Annotated in this window: 16 protein-coding genes and 1 tRNA gene; 9 read left to right on the top strand and 8 right to left on the bottom strand. The window is 58.0% G+C overall.

From position 1 onward, the window contains the following. Nucleotides 1-87: 87 nt before the first annotated feature. The 5 genes from HX783_RS00530 (at nt 88) to HX783_RS00510 (ending at nt 5,954) form a co-directional block, all read left to right on the top strand. Nucleotides 88-2,367, top strand: a complete 2,280-nt coding sequence (locus tag HX783_RS00530) for an acylase (RefSeq protein WP_177015545.1) — start codon at nt 88-90, stop codon at nt 2,365-2,367. 212 nt (nt 2,368-2,579) lie between these two features. Next, a tRNA-Cys gene (locus HX783_RS00525) sits at nt 2,580-2,653 on the top strand. A 705-nt stretch (nt 2,654-3,358) separates the two neighbouring features. Continuing rightward, the gene (locus HX783_RS00520; RefSeq protein ID WP_177015544.1) at nt 3,359-4,690 is read left to right on the top strand and encodes a nucleoside 2-deoxyribosyltransferase; all 1,332 of its coding nucleotides are present in this window, start codon (nt 3,359-3,361) and stop codon (nt 4,688-4,690) included. Further along, nucleotides 4,687-5,307, top strand: a complete 621-nt coding sequence (locus tag HX783_RS00515) for a 7-cyano-7-deazaguanine synthase (RefSeq protein ID WP_177015543.1) — start codon at nt 4,687-4,689, stop codon at nt 5,305-5,307. Before HX783_RS00520 ends, HX783_RS00515 begins: the two co-directional genes overlap by 4 nt. Further along, nucleotides 5,304-5,954, top strand: a complete 651-nt coding sequence (locus tag HX783_RS00510; RefSeq protein WP_177015542.1) for a hypothetical protein — start codon at nt 5,304-5,306, stop codon at nt 5,952-5,954. Before HX783_RS00515 ends, HX783_RS00510 begins: the two co-directional genes overlap by 4 nt. 1,084 nt (nt 5,955-7,038) lie before the next feature. Here the strand turns inward: HX783_RS00510 and HX783_RS30155 are convergent. From HX783_RS30155 to HX783_RS00475, 7 genes are all read right to left on the bottom strand, one after another. Next, nucleotides 7,039-7,272 (bottom strand): hypothetical protein, encoded by a 234-nt coding sequence (locus HX783_RS30155; RefSeq protein ID WP_371317645.1) that lies wholly within the window; start codon nt 7,270-7,272, stop codon nt 7,039-7,041. Between the two features lie 270 nt (nt 7,273-7,542). Next, a complete protein-coding gene (locus HX783_RS00500; protein ID WP_177015541.1) occupies nt 7,543-8,667 on the bottom strand; it encodes an acyltransferase in 1,125 nt (374 codons plus the stop codon). Nucleotides 8,668-8,842: 175 nt separating this feature from the next. Continuing rightward, on the bottom strand, nt 8,843-9,103 hold the full coding sequence (locus HX783_RS00495) for a hypothetical protein (protein WP_177015540.1): 261 nt from the start codon (nt 9,101-9,103) through the stop codon (nt 8,843-8,845). Nucleotides 9,104-9,161: 58 nt separating this feature from the next. After that, the gene (locus HX783_RS00490; protein ID WP_177015539.1) at nt 9,162-9,911 is read right to left on the bottom strand and encodes a glucose 1-dehydrogenase; all 750 of its coding nucleotides are present in this window, start codon (nt 9,909-9,911) and stop codon (nt 9,162-9,164) included. Between the two features lie 87 nt (nt 9,912-9,998). Continuing rightward, nucleotides 9,999-11,420, bottom strand: a complete 1,422-nt coding sequence (locus HX783_RS00485) for an efflux transporter outer membrane subunit (RefSeq protein WP_177015538.1) — start codon at nt 11,418-11,420, stop codon at nt 9,999-10,001. After that, complete coding sequence (locus HX783_RS00480) at nt 11,417-12,985, bottom strand: DHA2 family efflux MFS transporter permease subunit (RefSeq protein WP_177015537.1); 1,569 nt, start codon at nt 12,983-12,985, stop codon at nt 11,417-11,419. The genes HX783_RS00485 and HX783_RS00480 overlap by 4 nt, the downstream gene beginning before the upstream one ends. Next, nucleotides 12,978-14,087 carry an HlyD family secretion protein gene (locus tag HX783_RS00475; protein ID WP_177015536.1) on the bottom strand — a complete coding sequence of 370 codons (1,110 nt, stop codon included), beginning with the start codon at nt 14,085-14,087 and terminating at the stop codon, nt 12,978-12,980. Before HX783_RS00475 ends, HX783_RS00480 begins: the two co-directional genes overlap by 8 nt. Nucleotides 14,088-14,185: 98 nt before the next feature. Between HX783_RS00475 and HX783_RS00470 the strand changes: the two genes are divergently transcribed. From HX783_RS00470 to HX783_RS00460, 3 genes are all read left to right on the top strand, one after another. Then, nucleotides 14,186-14,896 carry a CerR family C-terminal domain-containing protein gene (locus HX783_RS00470; RefSeq protein ID WP_177015535.1) on the top strand — a complete coding sequence of 237 codons (711 nt, stop codon included), beginning with the start codon at nt 14,186-14,188 and terminating at the stop codon, nt 14,894-14,896. Nucleotides 14,897-14,927: 31 nt separating this feature from the next. Further along, nucleotides 14,928-15,449, top strand: coding sequence for a DUF1993 family protein (locus HX783_RS00465; RefSeq protein ID WP_177015534.1), 522 nt, complete (start codon nt 14,928-14,930; stop codon nt 15,447-15,449). A 183-nt stretch (nt 15,450-15,632) separates the two neighbouring features. Continuing rightward, a complete protein-coding gene (locus HX783_RS00460; RefSeq protein ID WP_159956273.1) occupies nt 15,633-16,097 on the top strand; it encodes a hypothetical protein in 465 nt (154 codons plus the stop codon). A 74-nt stretch (nt 16,098-16,171) separates the two neighbouring features. On the opposite strand, the gene HX783_RS00455 is transcribed toward HX783_RS00460, so the two are convergent. Then, entirely contained in the window at nt 16,172-16,339 is a 168-nt protein-coding gene (locus HX783_RS00455) for a hypothetical protein (RefSeq protein ID WP_174245626.1), read from the bottom strand. Between the two features lie 100 nt (nt 16,340-16,439). Between HX783_RS00455 and HX783_RS00450 the strand changes: the two genes are divergently transcribed. Next, on the top strand, nt 16,440-17,384 hold the full coding sequence (locus tag HX783_RS00450) for an alpha/beta fold hydrolase (RefSeq protein ID WP_177015533.1): 945 nt from the start codon (nt 16,440-16,442) through the stop codon (nt 17,382-17,384). The last annotated feature ends 30 nt before the right edge of the window (nt 17,385-17,414 follow it).

Below are 17,414 nucleotides of genomic sequence, written 5' to 3'. Positions count from 1 at the left end.
CGCGACTAAATCACTCCCGATATTTTGCGTCCTTACGGTGGGGTAGTTGCCCCCAGTGAGGGCGTTCAATATGACTGTGGAGTCGATGTGATTATTTTCAACAGGGTAACCAGGGCGTGTGTTACGGGGGTATTGCTGGGGCTGAGCCTGGCAGCCTGTGTGGGTCAGCCTGTGTCACAGACCTCGGCGGATATCCGTCGCACCACCTACGGCGTACCGCATATTCGCGCCCATGACGAACGTAGCCTGGGCTACGGCATCGGCTACGCGTATGCCCAGGACAACCTGTGCCTGCTGGCCAATGAAGTGGTCACGGTGAATGGCGAGCGCGCCAGGTTTTTTGGCCCGGAACAGGCCACCCTGGAAGAGCGCAACAACCTCGCCAGCGATGTGTTTTTCACCTGGTTGAATACACCGGATGCAGTCGCTGCGTTCTGGAACGCCCAGACACCGCAGATCCAGCAGCGCATTGAGGGCTACGTCGCGGGCTACAACCGTTATCTGAAAGAGCAGGGCGCCCCTGCACAGTGCCAGGCGGCGTGGGTGCGCCCGCTCGTGGCGCAAGACTTGGTCAAGCTGACCCGCAGGTTGCTGGTGGAAGGCGGGGTCGGCCAATTCGCCGAAGCGCTGGTGGGCGCCACACCGCCTCAAACCACGGCCAGTGCGCAGCCCGGCGTAAAAGCCTTTGAGTTGGCCGCGGCCAATCAGCAGCGCTTCAGCTTCGACCGTGGCAGCAACGCCGTCGCCGTAGGCCGTGATCGCTCGTTTAATGGCCGTGGCATGTTGCTGGCCAACCCGCATTTCCCGTGGATGGGCGGCATGCGTTTTTACCAAATGCACCTGACCATTCCCGGCCAACTCGACGTGATGGGCGCAGCGTTGCCAGGCTTGCCGGTGATCAATATCGGCTTCAACAGGCATGTGGCCTGGACCCACACCGTCGACACCTCCAAGCATTTCACCCTGTACCGCTTGACCCTGGACCCCAAGGATTCGACGCGCTACCTGCTCGACGGCAAATCCATTCCCCTGGAGAAAACCACGCTGACGGTGCAGGTCAAGCAAGCCGACGGCAGCCTCAAGGCCCAGCCGCATACCCTGTACAGCTCACAGTTCGGCCCGGTGGTGCAATGGCCTGGCAAGCTCGATTGGGACAGCCACTACGCCTTTAGCCTGCGCGACGCCAACCTGGGCAACGACCGCGTGTTGCAGCAGTGGTACGCCATGAACCAAGCCACTGGCCTCAAAGAACTGCAAAACTCGGTGCACACGTTGCAAGGCATCCCGTGGGTCAACACGGTGGCCGCCGACGACCAGGGCCAGAGCCTGTACATGAACCTGTCGGTGGTGCCCAACGTCAGCGCCGCCAAACTCGCGCAATGCAGCGACCCACGGGCCGGCCTGCTGCTGATCATGCTTGACGGCGCCCACAGTGCCTGCGCCTGGGATGTCGACCCGCGTGCCGCGCAGCCTGGCATCTTCGCCGCCGACCAACTGCCGCAACTGCAGCGCACCGACTACGTGCAGCACGCCAACGACTCGGCGTGGCTGGCCAACCCCAAGGCGCCGCTCACCGGCTTCTCGCCGGTGATCAGCCAGGACCACATCGGGCTTGGCCCACGTGCCCGTTTCGCCGTGCAACGCCTGCAATCACTGGAGAAGCAACCGATCAGCGTGGCCGACCTGCAAAATATGGTCATGGACAACGAGGTTTACCTCGCCGGCCAAGTCATGCCCGATTTGCTGGCGTTCTGCGCCAGACACCTCGGCGCCGACGCTGTGGCCTTGCAGCCACTGTGTGCCAGCCTGAAAGCCTGGGACCAGCGCGCCAACCTCGACAGTGGCGTGGGCCTGGTGCATTTCATCAACCTGTTTGAGCACCTGCAGCAACTCCCCGACGCCTGGCGCGTCGCCTTCGACCCGGCCCAACCCCTGACCACACCGCGCGGCCTGGCCATCGAGCGCGAGCCGGTCGCCAAGGCCCTGCGCGAAGCCATGCTGGCCTCCACGGCGGACGTGAGCAAACTCGGCCTGACCCGCTGGGGCGATATTCAGGTCTCTGGCCAAACTCCGATCCACGGCGGCCCGCAAGAACTGGGCATCTACAACGCCATGCAAACCGTGCCCCGCGCCGACGGCAAACGCGAAGTGGTCAGCGGCAGCAGCTACCTGCAAATCGTCACCTTCGACGACAACGGCCCTCAAGCCCTTGGCGTGCTTGCATTCTCCGAATCCAGTAACCCTGAATCGAAATACTCAAAGGACCAGACCCACGCGTTTTCAGCGAAAAAACTGCGCCCGCTGCCCTTCACCGACGCCCAGATCAAGGCCGACCCGCAGTATCAGCAACTGCTCATCAAGGAGTAGGGCAGGCGTGCAACCCCTTGATGCCAATACGAAATATTTTTGAAATCAAGGGGTTGCAGGCAAAAGCAAATGAGTACATAATGGCGCCCATCGAACGCAACGAAGCATTAAAAACTTCAATGTATTCAATGAGTTAGAGTAGAGGCAGGGTTTTATGGCCCACTCAAGTTTTTATGCGGTGAATGTCGGTAGTCAGGGCATTGATCGTTTGAGGCCGAGTAGCAAAATGGTTATGCAGCGGATTGCAAATCCGCCTACGCCGGTTCGATTCCGACCTCGGCCTCCACTCTTGAAAACCCCGTAGATTAACGTCTACGGGGTTTTTTATTGCCTGTAATTTGGGGATCACTTCCTCAACTTATTGAATCACTTCCGCAACCAGCCCCTTTTTACGAGCTAATGAGCGCCCTAGGCGGTACGAATCACAGCGCAGTTCCTAGCATCTGCAGGCTTCAGTATCGTGCCAACCTTTTAAGGCTGTTTTCTGCATTCATGAAGGGTCATATCAGTTAGTTAATTTCCGACAGCTGGATTGTATTAACCCACGGAAGAGGATACAAACACCTTCTACTGAGGCAAATCGCTATCACAAGGAGGGTGTTATGGGGAGCTCTGGATCTGGGCGTTTTTCGGATTATCCTGGTACGAAAGCCAAGGAAGTAGCAGGCGACGGTGCAGGAGTTGCCGGAGGTACAAGCGGAGTTGATAGGTGTAGCCAGGCCTTTCACGTACTATTGGAAGATGTTGGAAATGGCCAGTTCTACTCGCAGTCCCGGACTGTCCCATCTCCGAGTGCTCAGTTGACGATTATCTTTGACGGGCAGCGCGTTTTTGCGGTTGACGCAAATGGTTTGAAGGTTGGTGCACTTCCTACGCTATATAATTATCTTGTTGCATGCATACAAGACGGTGTTACTTACGTAGGTGTGGTCACTTCGTCCGCGGCATCACCCGTACCTACCGTCGAAGCTGACTTCGTGCCGCAATAATTATGGGCACTATAGAAAGAGTCTTGGTGGTCGGGGAGCTTGTTGTCGATTACACGCTGGGCCAGCATGGCTCGATGTGTAAGCTTCGCTTGGGGGGTGTAGCGCATGCTGCAAGAGGTCTTTGGGCAGCAGGGGTTGAATACTCCGTTGCTGTTTTTTGTCCGCAATATCTCGTCGACGAAGCAACTGACTATCTTGCGCAGCTTGAGTGCTACGAATTCATTTGGCTTGGGGATGTGGTCGGAGCTCCCAATGTCATTGTTATTGGCGATGTGACGGAGGTTGCGCATCAAGGTTATGAGGACCTTATGCGTGAGACGAAGAGATTGAAGCTCCGCGATCCTTTACCCTCGTTAGAAGCTTACCAAAAGGTTGTTGTCTTTCCGGGCAAGTTCAGTATTGAAGCGCTTGCTCAGGCATTCTCAAAAGATGCACGGTTCTCGTTCGATGTTGCCTATGATCTTGAGGACCTATCGTCGCTCGAAGCATTTCGAGGTCGGTTGCAAGCAATCATTATTTCGACGTCATCGTCTCTGTTCATGAATTTAGGGCATGAAGACCTTGATGGAATGCTTGCTGCCGTGCGAACACTTTCACCAGAGGTGTTCCTGCTTAAAGAGAATCGTGGTGGGAGCCGGCTTTTCGATTTGCGTAAGGGAACCGTTCTACAGATCCCGGCAACGTTGGGCCGCACCATTAATTCCGTGGGCGTAGGGGACGTTTACTCAAGTGTTATGGTCGCCCACTCACAGAAAGGGTGGCTCGAGGCGGCGTGGCGTGGGTGTCAGGCTGCGACAATCTACTCTCAGTCTACGTTCCCAGACGATATTAAGCGGGAAGTGCAGCGTGGGTTTAGGCTGCCTTTAAGTACGCTGCAAGGTCTTGGTGGGACGTCGCTTCCGTGGCACGACCGGCAGAAATACTCTATCTATCTTGCAGGTCCGGACTTTTCTTATGTCGACAAGCGAGAGCTTGATCGGGCGGTGGATAGCCTCACATACCACAATTTTAGAGTACGACGACCGATAGTAGAGAACGGTGAGTTAGAGAGGCCCGCCACAGAAAGCGGTCTGCGTCGAGCCTATTTTTTGGACTGTCAGCTACTTAGGGACTGCGACGTGGTATTTGCAATTCCTCTCGATCGTGACCCCGGAACCCTCGTGGAGATTGGGATGGCTATTGAAATGGGCAAAAAGATAGTCACCTATGATCCTCGGCGCGAGAATGAAAACACGATGGTCATGGTTGGTAGCTCTATATTCTCCGCGGACCTCGACACATGTCTAAACGGAACCTTCAACGTAATTGCTGATTTAGGGCGCGAAAAGTCATGAAAAAGGCCCTATTACTGGCATCAGGTGGTTTGGACTCCACCACCGTGGGATATCAGCTCGTCGCCCAAGGCGTTGAAGTAGTACCAATTTTTTTCGATTACGGGCAGCATTGCGCCGACGTTGAATGGGAGCGGGTGAATGAGGTCTTTCCATCCGGAATGGTGCGACCTGAGCGCTTTGATATCTCGGATATTTTCCGGGGGTCGCAGTCTCGCCTTATCCGAGAGGCTGATCTCTGGATAGAAGAAGTGAAGGACGACGACCTGTACATCCCGTATCGGACGATGCTCTTCTTTGCCGCTGCTGCAGCGCGCGCCCAGACCGTCGGGATTTTGGATGTCTATACTGGCTTCATTAACAGCAACCACGCTAAAGAAATCGACTGTACTGCTGCGTTTATGAACAGCCTTGATGGGCTAACCTCGACAATAGGCTCTGTCCGTTTCCATTCACCCTTCCGATACTCCTCCAAAAGCGATGTGGCTATGGCTGCAGCTGCGCTAGGCGTACCGATTGGTAGGACTTACTCCTGTCAGGCGTCGGCCCATTTTCCATGCGGCGCTTGCCCGAACTGTGTTGAGCGCTTGAACGCGCTGAAAGAGGCTAAATTGGTATGAGAAACTCCCTCGTCGATGTTCTCCTGGTTGCACGTCGTATTGCTAATCGCGCCAAGGAGGAGGGCGCGCTCTTCGATGAGAAGCATCCGCGTGCCACTTGTGAGCATCTTGGGGCGGTGCTGGCAGACTCTGTACTTCAGGCGGGCCTCAATTACACGACAGTCGTGCGGCCTCGTGTCCTTGCAATTCTGCAGTCGCATCCGGATCTGGACACAATCTCCTCATTGGTCTCGTTGATTCAAGCTAGCAATGTCGGTGCTTTTTTGAATTGGCGCCATTTTGAAAAAGTGGACCGATTTGAAGCACTTGTGCTTTTCTTGCAGGGTAGGGGAATCGAAGACGCGCAAGATCTACGTACAGCTTTGGTTTCTGCCGAGTTCTGCGATGCAATTCAAACAGTGAATGGCATCGGGCCAAAAACGGTTGACTATATGGCGTGCCTGGTTGGTATCGACTCTATTGCTGTTGATCGTCACGTTCGTGCCTTCGCACGATCGGTTGGTGTTGAAAATGACGATTATCATTTTCTCCGTAAGTCGTTCTGCTGTGCTGCCGATCTCCTATCTCTTCCTCGTCGCGAGTTCGATGCCTGGCTTTGGCGTCGCGCGACCGTACCTGCTCAGGTGCAGCTGAACTTGGCTATCTAAGCACGCATTGGTGATGTCCAATTGAATAGTGGGTAACTCTCTGTGGCTGGCCTGACTGAGCACGCCGAAGTCACTGGTGGCGGGTTCGCGCAGATCCTCAGCCTACGCCGCTGCAGTGCCCTTCAACACCGGGACCAGTGATCGCTTGCGGTCTGCGGTTCTTCACGACATTCACCGCGCCCCTGTCCAACTTCCATTCCGGTACTGTCACCGCTGTCACAGAAGAAGTCGACAACGATCTTGTCGTCCTGTGAATCGAAGCCCAAGCTATATTGGGTCTTGAAGTCGAGTGGCTGTTTTTTTGTGATGCCATGAAAGCTCCAGGCAGCCATAGGCGTTGCTGGACTGGCGAGTACGATGGAGGGTGGGGTACGCTGCTACGCCATATGGGCGTCATTATTAACTCAGGGACAAGCATGGAAGAGCTGAGAGCAGAGTTTGCAAGGGCGATTGAAGATGCCATCCAGGAATGCCATAGGATCAGATACACGCCGTCGGTCTGGGAGCGGATGAACAGGCAGTATGGGGCAGTTGAGGCTGCCGTGAGGCTTGTAATTTCGGGAGATTTTCAGGATGGATTCAAGCGTCTGCTTGCAGAGAATCGGCCTGAGCTAACAGTGGAATCACACATACTCCAACCAAGGTTCTCAGCACTATTTGACCGTGAAGTTCAGGAGTTGGCCCAATGGCGCTTAGCTAACGTACATCGATAGCGTCCCTGAATTGCCCTTCGCAGGTGGTGGCAATTTAGGTGGGGTTGGGGCACTACGAATGCCGGGTATGGAGCCGGATTAAGGAGAGAAAATGGGTTCGCGGAAAATTGAATATCTTTCAATTAGTGATGAAACAACGCGGCTGACATACAGCAGTAAAACCGGTTCGGATCTACAGCTTGTGGACACCGAGGTTGCTGACGAGTATTTCGTAACGCTTATGAAGGGGCAATACAGTCACGTAGGCGATCCTGCTGGTTACGGGAGCTTTGAAATTACTCTTGCGGTGGGTACTCATCTGAGTGGTCACGTTTTAATCTCGACTCCAAACAGAACCCCGGATGGAGTGAACACTCCAGAGGCTCTGACCTTCAGGCTGAAGTCGGAATAGCTGGGCAAACCAATTCGTCTTCCAGCTCGCTAGGGTCATCAGCAAGCTGGCGGCGGCACGCTTCGTCGAATGCCCGCGACACTTTTTCAGTACCTATAAAAGGTATCGTGACACACTTGAGCATCTGCGCTTGGGTATCGAAGTCAGCGGCGATCAGGTTTATAACCAGCCTTTGGTGAATATCCTGCAGGTTGTTGATGCCGTGGGCTTTCATAACCTTGCAAAGGTAGTCTTTGAAAACCCCCCGGCCACCTCAACCGTAAATTTTTCGACGTCCAATGCAGTGTTCTTTGCCGCTTCCTTCTCGCGCTTGCGGCGCTGCTTCAAGGCTTTCGCCGTCGCTGCTGCTCTTCCTCGGCCATGGTCTACCCCTTCAATTCCGCTAGTAGGCAGTGCGGGCTAGGTTAGTCGGCGTCTCGCGTTGACCTGTTTATTGATTCGCGTCACACCGCGACTTTCTGCTGACTCCAAGCGCCGTCCTTTTTTAGGCTGGAAGTTGCTGGCTTACAGGGCTTGTATGCTCGGTCGGCTGCGCCACAACCGGTTTTAAATAGCGCGTGCGCAGCGACAGGAACGGTTTCTCGATCAAGTAATACGTTCCCGCAGACATAACGATCAGGATAGGCAGCACCGTCGCCATGCCCAAGATTAATGCTGTCCAGAAATCCGTCATGTCGACGTTAAATCGCTTGAGGATTTTCATGGCGATCTCAATCGCCCACGGGTGGTTAAGGTACAGCGAGTAACTGAGCATCCCCAGCCACGCGATGGCTTTGTCCAGCATTCTGGGGAGTAATTGCACGGTGCCCAGGTAGGCGGCGGTTATCAGGCCGTAAAACAAGCCTTCCAGGGTGGGAAGGTACACCCAGACAGAGGCCTGCGAGGGGAAGCCATGATTGTCGAAGTAACCTCCCAGCACATCAAAGCGATGGTAGAGGAATGACCATAGCGCCACGAGTGCTAATAAAACCAACGGTGATTTGAAATAAGTGGGGAACTTGCGAAGTGCCGCACACGCGAGCATGCCTAATAAAAACTGGTCAATACGGCCGAATATCGTGGAGTAGGAGAGGTCTTGCACGGTGCCGAGCGTAAACCAGATGCACCAACGGATGGCGACGGCCAGGAGGATCAACCCAACTAAGTAACGAAGCCCCATTTTTCGTGAAAATATAAGCAGGAAAGGGAACAGCAAGTAAAACTGGAACTCGACAATGACTGTCCAGCCCACCCCGGGTACGGTTTTATGATCAAGCAATGCACCGACGGCAACAATGAGTTTGGCGGGGTCGATATTGCCAATGTAGAAGTACAGAAGCGTCCAGAGTATGAACAGCGGTGCAATGCGCAGTATTCTATTTCTGATGAAGGCGAAGTAGTCTATTTCTCGGTCATGGCACAGTGTCATGAATATATAACCACTTAATACCATAAACAGCGCCACGCCGGTATGCCCTTCTGCAAAAAGGCTCATCGGCCAAAAGCTCGGAACAAACGTGGTGGGGACTTGAAGTTGATGCCGCATGATATGCCATGCCAGTACTAACAGCGCTGCGAGAAAACGCAGGTGATCCAGTTTTGAAAGGTACAGCGAGTCGCTTGATTTCATTATTAGAAAACTCGAGGTAGGACCGCTAAATGTCATACTTGTTTTTTTCGCGATCTTACCATATGGAAATTACCGCGATTATAAATTTATGCTGTCATGCAATGTTCGTCTAAGTTGAATACCTCGATATTATCCAAGTAGGCGAGCCGTTCGCGCATGTCAAAGTCATCTGTTATCAGCCCAGGCCGCATTCTGCCCTGTTAATGCGTTGTTCCTTAACTTCCCCGGCATACACGCCGATCTTTGCCTGCTGAGCGGTCAGCAACGCGCCTATCTTCATCAGCGCTACCGCTTCGGCCGGGGTTTTAGCGTTGGCCGCCATGGCTGTCAGCTCAACCACCGACCACCCGATAATCGCCGCCGCATCCTCGAGATCATAAAACAGCTCCTGCTGAGCCGTTCTAGGCCCGTCGAGCCCTTGTATCAAGTCGTCCATCTATTTCCCCGCCCGAGTTCTTCAGCACCTTCATAAGCCGCATCGGCATCCTTTCCTCTCACTTGCCCCCAGTGACATCGAGAAACGTCCCGGTAATAAATGAGGCTTCATCACTGGCCAGCCACAGTATGGCCCGCGCCACTTCTTCGGGTTGTCCGCCGCGGCCCATGGGGATCGAGTCACGCACCCGATCCACTCGTCCAGGCTCGCCGCCGCTGGCGTGCATGTCGGTGTAGATGTGCCCGGGGCGGACACAGTTTACGCGGATGCCGTCCCGTGCGACTTCTTTAGCGAAGCCGATGGTAAAGGATTCCAGGGCGCCTTTTGAGGCGGCGTAGTCGACGTACTCGTTCGGGCTGCCGAGGCGTGCCGCGCCTGAGGAGATGTTGATCACCACGCCACCTCGGCCGTTGTAGCGATGGGACATGCGCTTGATGGCGTGCTGCGAACACAGCATCGGGCCGATGGCGTTGACCGCGAAGACACGTTGCATCCGGGCGAAGTCGAGGTCTTCCAGGCGCGATTGCAGCCCAAGTATGGCTGCGTTATTGACCAGTACGTCGATGCGCCCGAACTCACGGTCGATCTCGGCGAACAAAGCGGCGACGTGCTCCGGGTCTGCGCTGTCGGCGCGTATGGCCAGGGCGCGCCGCCCGGCGGCTTTCACATCATTGGCCACGGCGAGAGCTGCGGCTTCGTCGGACACGTAGCTGATCGCCACATCGTAGCCGCGCTCGGCGGCCAGCCGCGCAGTGGCTGCGCCTACGCCGCGACTTCCGCCGGTGATCAGGATGACTGGGGCATTCATGCTTGAACCTCTGCAGGGGACGAAAATGGGAAGCCTCAGCCGACAAAATCAAGGCTCATGGTAGATCATTTCCTGGCAATCGCCTGCTCACAGTGTCCACCCAAGTCCCAACGCCTTATGCAGCGAGGCAAAATCCTTGAGCAGCTCTGCGTCGCCGGATATCCGACTCTCCTGCGCCTGATACCGCGTGCGTTCAGCATCCAGCCAATCCAGCGTACTTGCGGTGCCTGCGCGATAGCGCTGGCGCGTGAGGTCTGCCGCACGCACGGCGGAAGATTCAACATTGCGCAGCAGCACCACGTTCTGGCGCTGATGGCCGTAGCGCGCCAACGCCACGTCCGCATCCCGCAACGCACTCAATACCACGCTCTTGTACTGCGCAAGCGCCTCATCGCGCCCGGCCTCGGCACCTTTGACGCTGGCGGCAACGCGGCCGAAATCCAGTGCGTTCCAAGTGATTCGCGGCAGGATCAGCCACGTGCCGTTGTCCTTGCGCGCCAGGTGCCCAGGGTCGCCGGCCGAGAACGACAGGTCACCCATGAGGCTTAGTTTGGGAAACCAATCAGCGGTTTTTTCGCCGATCTGCGCATTGCTCGAGGCTAATTGACGCTCGGCCCTGCGGATGTCGGGCCGGGCCTTCAACAGCGCGGCTGGGTCGGCAACCGGCACGGCTGCGGGAATGGCGGGCAGGGCACGCACGGTGGCGAGCTGGCCATCCAGTTCGCCAGGTTCCAGTCCGCAGAGCAGCCCGAGTTGGTCGAGGGATTCGACGATGGCGGCTTGCAACGGCAGGCGTTGGGCCTGGGTGTTTTCGGCCTGGGTGAGCACTTGTTCCAGTTGCAGCTGTGAGGCCACGCCACGCTCGCGGCGTTGCTGGGTCAGGTCCAGGGCCTGGTTTTCGACCTCGACGCTGGCGTCTACCAGCGCCAGGCGTGCTTGCTGGTCGCGCAGGTCGGTGTAGGCCTGGACGATTTCGGCCGCCAGTTGCACCTGGGCATCCGCCAGTTGGGCTTGCGAGGCGTCGGCTTCTGCCTGTGCGGCTTCGACTGCGCGGCGGGTGCCGCCGAACAGGTCGGCTTCCCAGCTGGCATCGAAGCCTGCAAGGTAGAGGTTTAACGGGCCACGGCCGCCGCCACTGTTGCCGCCCAGCGCGGAGGTGTCGGGCGAGCGCAGCTTGAGCATCGCCGCGTCGCCGGTAACCTTGGGCATCGCGTTGGCCTGTGCGCCGCCGAGGCTGGCGCGGGACTGCCGCAAGCGCGCCTGTGCCGTCGCGATGTCCGGGCTGTTCTGCAGGGCTTGTTCGACCAGCGTGTTGAGTTGCGTGTCGCCCAAGGTTCGCCACCACTGCGCGACAGCGGGCGCGTTTGGCGCGGAGCTTTGGGCATGCGGCAAACGCCCGGCTGCGAGGGTTTTTGGCGCGACATCGGGCGCACCGTGATAGTCCGGGCCGACGGTGCAGGCGGACAGCAGGCCAACGGTCAAGAGCAGGGGAAGGGTGCGAGGAGTCATCGTTGTACCGTGCGCTTTTTCAGGATGAAGATCAGGGGCAGGCACGCCAGCATCGCGAGTCCCAGTACATAAAACGAGTCGTTGTAGGCCATCACCGAGGCTTGCCGCGCAATGTCGTTGGCGAGTTGGGCAAACGCCTGCAACTGCGACGTGGACGCGTCACCGGTTTGCGCGAGGTAGCTGGCGGCGCTGCTGGCCATGTGGTCCTGGGCCAATTGGCTGTTGGCCTGGATACCTTCGCGCAGCATGTCGTCATGAAAGTGGCTGCGCCGGTCCATCAGCACGCCAAGCAAGGCCAGGCCGATAGTGCCGCCGAGGTTGCGCGACATGTTGTAGAGCCCGGCGGCGTCCCCTGCGTCGCGGGTGTCGACCGAACGCATGGACAATTGGCTCAGGGGCATCATCACCAGGATCTGCCCGAAACCGCGCAACAGTTGCGACCAGACAAAATCATGCCCGACGCTGTCGGCCGTCAATTGGGTGTCGACAAAGCAACTGGCCCAATACAGCAAGAGCCCGGCACCGACCATCCAGCGCAGGTCGTAGCGGCCCAGCATGCGCGGCAGAATCGGCATCAGCAGGAAGGCTGGAATCCCCGACAGCAACATGATCGAGCCCGACTGCTGGGCGTTATAGCCGGAAAGGATGCCCAGGAACTGCGGCACCAGATACGCCGTACCGTAAATCCCGGCGCCGACGGCGGTGCCGATCAACAGCACGCTGCCAAAACTTTTGTTGAGCACCAATTGCAGGCGCAGGATCGGCGTGCTCGACCTGAATTGCCCAACCGCAATCAGGAAGAAACCGGTCACCGTGGCGATGCTCAGCCAGCAGATCAGCAGGGAATCGAACCAGTGCTCGCGCTGGCCTTCTTCAAGCACCACCGTGAGCGAGCTCAGGCCCATGGCCAGGCCGAGGATGCCCAGCCAGTCGGCGCTGATAAAGCGTTGCAGGTTCATGCGTTCAGTGGGCAGGCCAGTGATCAGCAAGGTGATCAGGGCGATGCTGATGGGCAGGTTGAGAAAGAAGCACCAGCGCCAGTTGATGTTTTCCGTGAGCCAACCGCCGATGACCGGGCCGAGCAAGGGGCCGAGGATCACCGTCATGCCGAACAGTGTCGTGCCGATCGCCAACTGGTGTGGCGGCAGGCGCGTGCGCACGATGGTCTGCGCGGTGGGGATCATTGCGCCGCCGGCAAAGCCCTGGCCTATACGCCCGGCAATCATCGCACCGAGGCTGGTGGAGAGACCGCAGAACATCGAAAAGGCGGTGAACATCAAGGCGGTGCCGATCAGGAATCGGCGCAAACCGAACACACGCGTCAGCCAGGCGGCGAGGGGGATCATGACGATCTCCGACATCAAATAGCCGGTGGCTATCCACGTGCCCTCAGTGCCGGTGGCGCCGATTTGCCCCTGGATCTGCGGCAGTGCCGAGTTGGTGATCGACACGTCCAGCGTCGCCAGCAAGGCGCCGAGTGCGCCGGCGGCGACGGCGATCCAGTCGGTCAGCGAGGCGTTGCGCGGTTTTTCTGCGACCACCTCGGCCGTGAGTGCCTCAGCCATGATTGGCGTCCGCGGCGTGGGTGCGGGTGTCGACTTCAACGGTCGCCGACAAGCCCGGCATCAACGCCGCTCGTACGTCATCCGGCACATCCAGGGCAATACGCACCGGCACGCGCTGCACGATTTTGGTGAAGTTGCCGGTGGCATTCGACGGCGGCAGCAGCGCAAATTGCGCGCCGGTGCCGGGCGAGAGGCTATCGATATGGCCCTGCAGGTCGCGACCGGGCAGGGCGTCCACGTGCACGATGACGGATTGGCCGGGGCGCATCGCACCGATCTGGGTTTCCTTGTAGTTGGCGGTGAGATAAATCGCGCTGATCGGCACCACCGTCAGCAAGCGCGTGCCGGGCTGTACGTACTGGCCGACACGCACGCCACGATCGGCCACGCGACCGTCGAGCGGGCTGCGGATCACGGCGTCATCCACGTCCAATTGGCTCTGTGCTTCGCTGGCCTTGGCCACGCCGAGTTGCGCCTGGGCCTGTTTGAGTTGCGCCTCAAGCGTGCCGTAGCGGGTCTGGCTGGAGCGCAAGGCCGCCTGCTTGGCCGCCACGGTGCTGCGCGCTTGGGCCAGTTGGTTGTTCAGTTGCGCCAGGCGCTCTTCCGGTTCGGCGCCGGAACGTGCCAACGGGGCGTAGCGGGCGACCTCGGTTTGCGCGTGTTTTGCATCGGCTTCGGCGCCTTGCAGCTGAGCGCGGGCTTCGGCAATGGTCGAGTCCTGTTGCACCAGGTCGGCCTGGGCCTTGGCGTAGTCGGCGTTGCGCGCGGCAATCGTCGCCGAGGCTTCGTCGCTCACGGCCTGGTATTTGCGCGCATCCAGGCGTACCAGCACGTCACCGCGTTTGACGTTCTGGTTATCGCTCACCAGCACGTCGGCGACATAGCCATTGATCTTGGGCGCCACGCTGATGCTGTCGGCTTGCAGATAGGCATCGTCGGTGGTCTCGATAAAGCGCCCGGTGAGCCACCACCAGGCGGCCCAGCCCAGGCCGATCAACAGCGCGACGGTGGCAATCGTGAGCAGTATGCGTCGAGCCTTGCCGCGTTGGCCGTTGACGGTGTCTTCAGGAATGACCTGAGGGGAGGGAGGTGCAGCGGACATCGGGTCACTCCAGATTTATAACAGTTGGAATAAATTCCATTTTTCGCGAATTTTTGTCAACTGGTATATTTTGGTCCGGTATTCGAAAGGAGCTGCACATGGCACGACATAAACCTGCCGCCGAAGGTGGTTATCAGCGCGGCGAAGAAACCCGTGCGCGTATTGTCGAGGCGGCGGTCGTGGTGTTCGGCGAGCGCGGCTACGACCGCGCCTCCACGCGCGACATCGCCACGGCGGCCGGGGTCAACGCACCGGCGATTCAGTACTACTTTGATGGCAAGGAAGGCGTGTACCTGGCGTGTGTCGAGCATTTGATCACGTTGCTTTGGCGCAAGATGGGCCCTTGCGTGGAAGCTGCAGAGCGCGCGCTGGCCGACCTTGAGGCCGAGGATAAAACCTTGATCGACGTGTCGTTGGGCATCCTCGGCACGGTCGTGTCGACTATCCAGGACAGCCCACAGACCACGGCGTGGCGTGCATTTCTTGATCGCCACCAAGCCGGTCTGTGCCCGGAAAGCGCCACGAGCGCATTTGAAGACCGCTTCAAGGCGCGCATCGGCCGGGTTATCCGCCAACTGATCGCGCATTTGTCGGGTTTTGCCGTAGAGGACGAGCGCACGGTGATTCACTCAATGGCGTTATTCACCCAAGGTCTGGCGTTCCGGGTGCAGAAACCCAAATTGCTCGAAGCGCTGAAGTGGGCAGAGGTGAGCCAGAAGGAGATGGAAATCGTGCAGGAGGTGGTGCTGACACAGGCACGCTTTACGCTTGAAGGGCTGGTGAGCCAGCGAGATAGGCACACCACTTGAGGCGTTTTTAATCATATACAAGGAGGTCACGATGTCGGTCTATAACACCACGGTTCCCTGCTTCGCCCAGATGTTGAACTCGCTGAAAGGCCTGCTCGCCAAGGGCCAGGCACACGCAGCGGCGCTGACTTTCGACCCGCAGAACCTGCTCGACTCACGCCTTGCACCTGATATGCACACACTGGCGACCCAGGTTCGCTACGCCTGCACACAGGCGCGGGAGGCGGTAGATCGGCTCAGTGGGCACGCGGTGTCCACCCTGGAAACGCCAGCCTCGATGAGCGACGCGGTTGCTCTGATCGACCAGACGCTGGCAAACCTCGCAGCTGCTGATCGTTCTCTGATTGAGCGCCGGGCGCAGGAATCAATCGCCATCGAGCTGCCCGGCGGCATCGCCTTCGAGATGACCGGCGACGAATACGCCGCCAATTGGGCCACGCCGCAGTTCTATTTTCACCTGATGACGGCGTACAACATCCTGCGTCATAACGGTGTGCCATTGGGCAAGGCTGATTATGTGCCGCATATGTTTGCTTACTTGCGTAAGGGTTGAACGCCGCCGCCTCCGAAGTACGACTGCCACCGGCCGGGAAGGCAGCGGAAAATGCTGCGAAAATCAGCCTGCCGTTGTGAAATGTTGTGAAGCATGGGGAATGGCCCTTTGCCCATGCTAACGTCCGCGTCGGGGTATCGTCAGCACGACGATTTCATTCGTTCCATTGAGGGAGCAGCGCCGATGTCTACTACCGTAACGCCCGCGTCTGGCGGGTCGAACACGCCAAAGTCCTCGCCGTCCACGTTCGACGACAAGTTGAACATTGCCAAGTCCAGTAAGGTAATCGCCGATTACATGCGCCAGACCGGCAAGTCGGCCATTACCAAGCAGGAGCTGACGCAGTTGGCCAACAATGCCTCAGGCAAGGTGCCCACCGACGTTTCCGATGCGGCCAAGTACATGGAAAAACACCCGGATGTGTTCACTGCCATCGAAACCCACGACGTTGCCGGCGCCGACAATTTGTCCGGCGTGTGGAACTTCGATTGGGCGGCCAACGGTGGGCTCAAGGGCACGGCGACCGACGCCATCGCAAAAATGCAGGACACGTTCGACCTGGCCATCGCCAAGTCTGCGCAGATCACTGAAATTTCAACGGCCAAAAAAGCCGAACTGGACTCGACCAAGCAACGCCCGCAAAACTGAGTAACGTACGTTGTCAGCCAAGATAAACGGTTCCCGGCGCGTTATTGGGAACTGTTTTAACCGGTGAGGCGGGGTTATTTGTTGTAGATATCGTGCAGGATCAGCAATTCAAGCGTCGCCACCATCACACAGAGCCCTACAAAACCGCGTGTGAATACCCGGCGCGGCTTTTCATACGTGAAGCCCAAGTCGCTGCCAAAGGGCACCAGCAGCACAATCAGTAGAAACCTGATGACCTTCATTCCCTGTCCTTTTGTGATGCGTTCAGCACGGATTCAAGCGCAGTGAGCAAGTATACCGGCCAGTGAAAGCAATCCCATCGCCATTGTCGGAGAAACCTTGATGCTTGTGATCGTCGGCGTGCTTGCCATCGTTGCGTTGTGGGTGTGGTGGACCTACCCACGCGTTGGCAATGTGCTGTTTGAGCTGATCGCCTGGGTGGAAGCACGGCGGTCTCGTTTGAAGGCCGTTACCCTGCCGATCAAGGGCATGACGCTTGCAACTTACCAAGGCGGCCGCGGCCATGCGCCAGCCCTGTTGCTGTTGCACGGTTTCAGCGCGGACAAGGGCGTCTGGCTCGGGTTTGCCCGGCATTTTGTAGATGACTACCGGGTGATTATCCCGGACCTTGCCGGCCACGGTAAAAATACCTTTGTGCCGGGTGGCGACTACAGCATTGCGGCGCAAGCGCGGCGGATGGTCGCGTTGCTGGATGCGTGCGATATCGACAAAGTGCACGTGATTGGCAGTTCCATGGGCGCGTATGTCGCCAGCTGGTTGGCCACCCATTACCCGGAGCGGGTGTTGTCCCTGGGCTTGATCGGGGCCGCGGGGGTGAACCTGCCGCAACCCAATGAAGTGGAAGAATTGGTCAACAGGGGGGATAACCCATTCCTGATTCACACGCGTGCCCAGTTCGACCGTTTTTTTGCCATGACCATGGCCGCGCCACCGTCTATACCCGAGGTAATGCTGGCGGCTGAGGCGCAAAGCTATATCAAGCGACGTGAGGAGCTGGCGGAGATTTTTGCGAATTTTTCCGACAGCCCGCGCATTGAACCCTGGCTGCCTGAGGTGCGCGTGCCGAGCCTGATTCTATGGGGCCGCGAGGACCGCATGGTGCCCGTCGCCAGTGCGCACACCTGGCTCGCGGGCATTCCCCACGCACGCCTGGTGATTCTTGACGGCATAGGGCACCTGCCGATGGTGGAGTCTACGCAGCAAACCGTCGACCACTGCCGTGAACTGCTCGACAAGGCCAAAGTGTATTCCTCGATCCGCCCATAGCTGTACGGGGCGGGTGGCGCCAGAACCCAC

It is taken from the genome of Pseudomonas sp. D2002 (assembly GCF_013385735.1).
GTDB lineage: Bacteria > Pseudomonadota > Gammaproteobacteria > Pseudomonadales > Pseudomonadaceae > Aquipseudomonas.
Note: the sequence above shows the minus strand (reverse complement) of the source record. Positions and strands in the feature narration are given on the sequence as shown.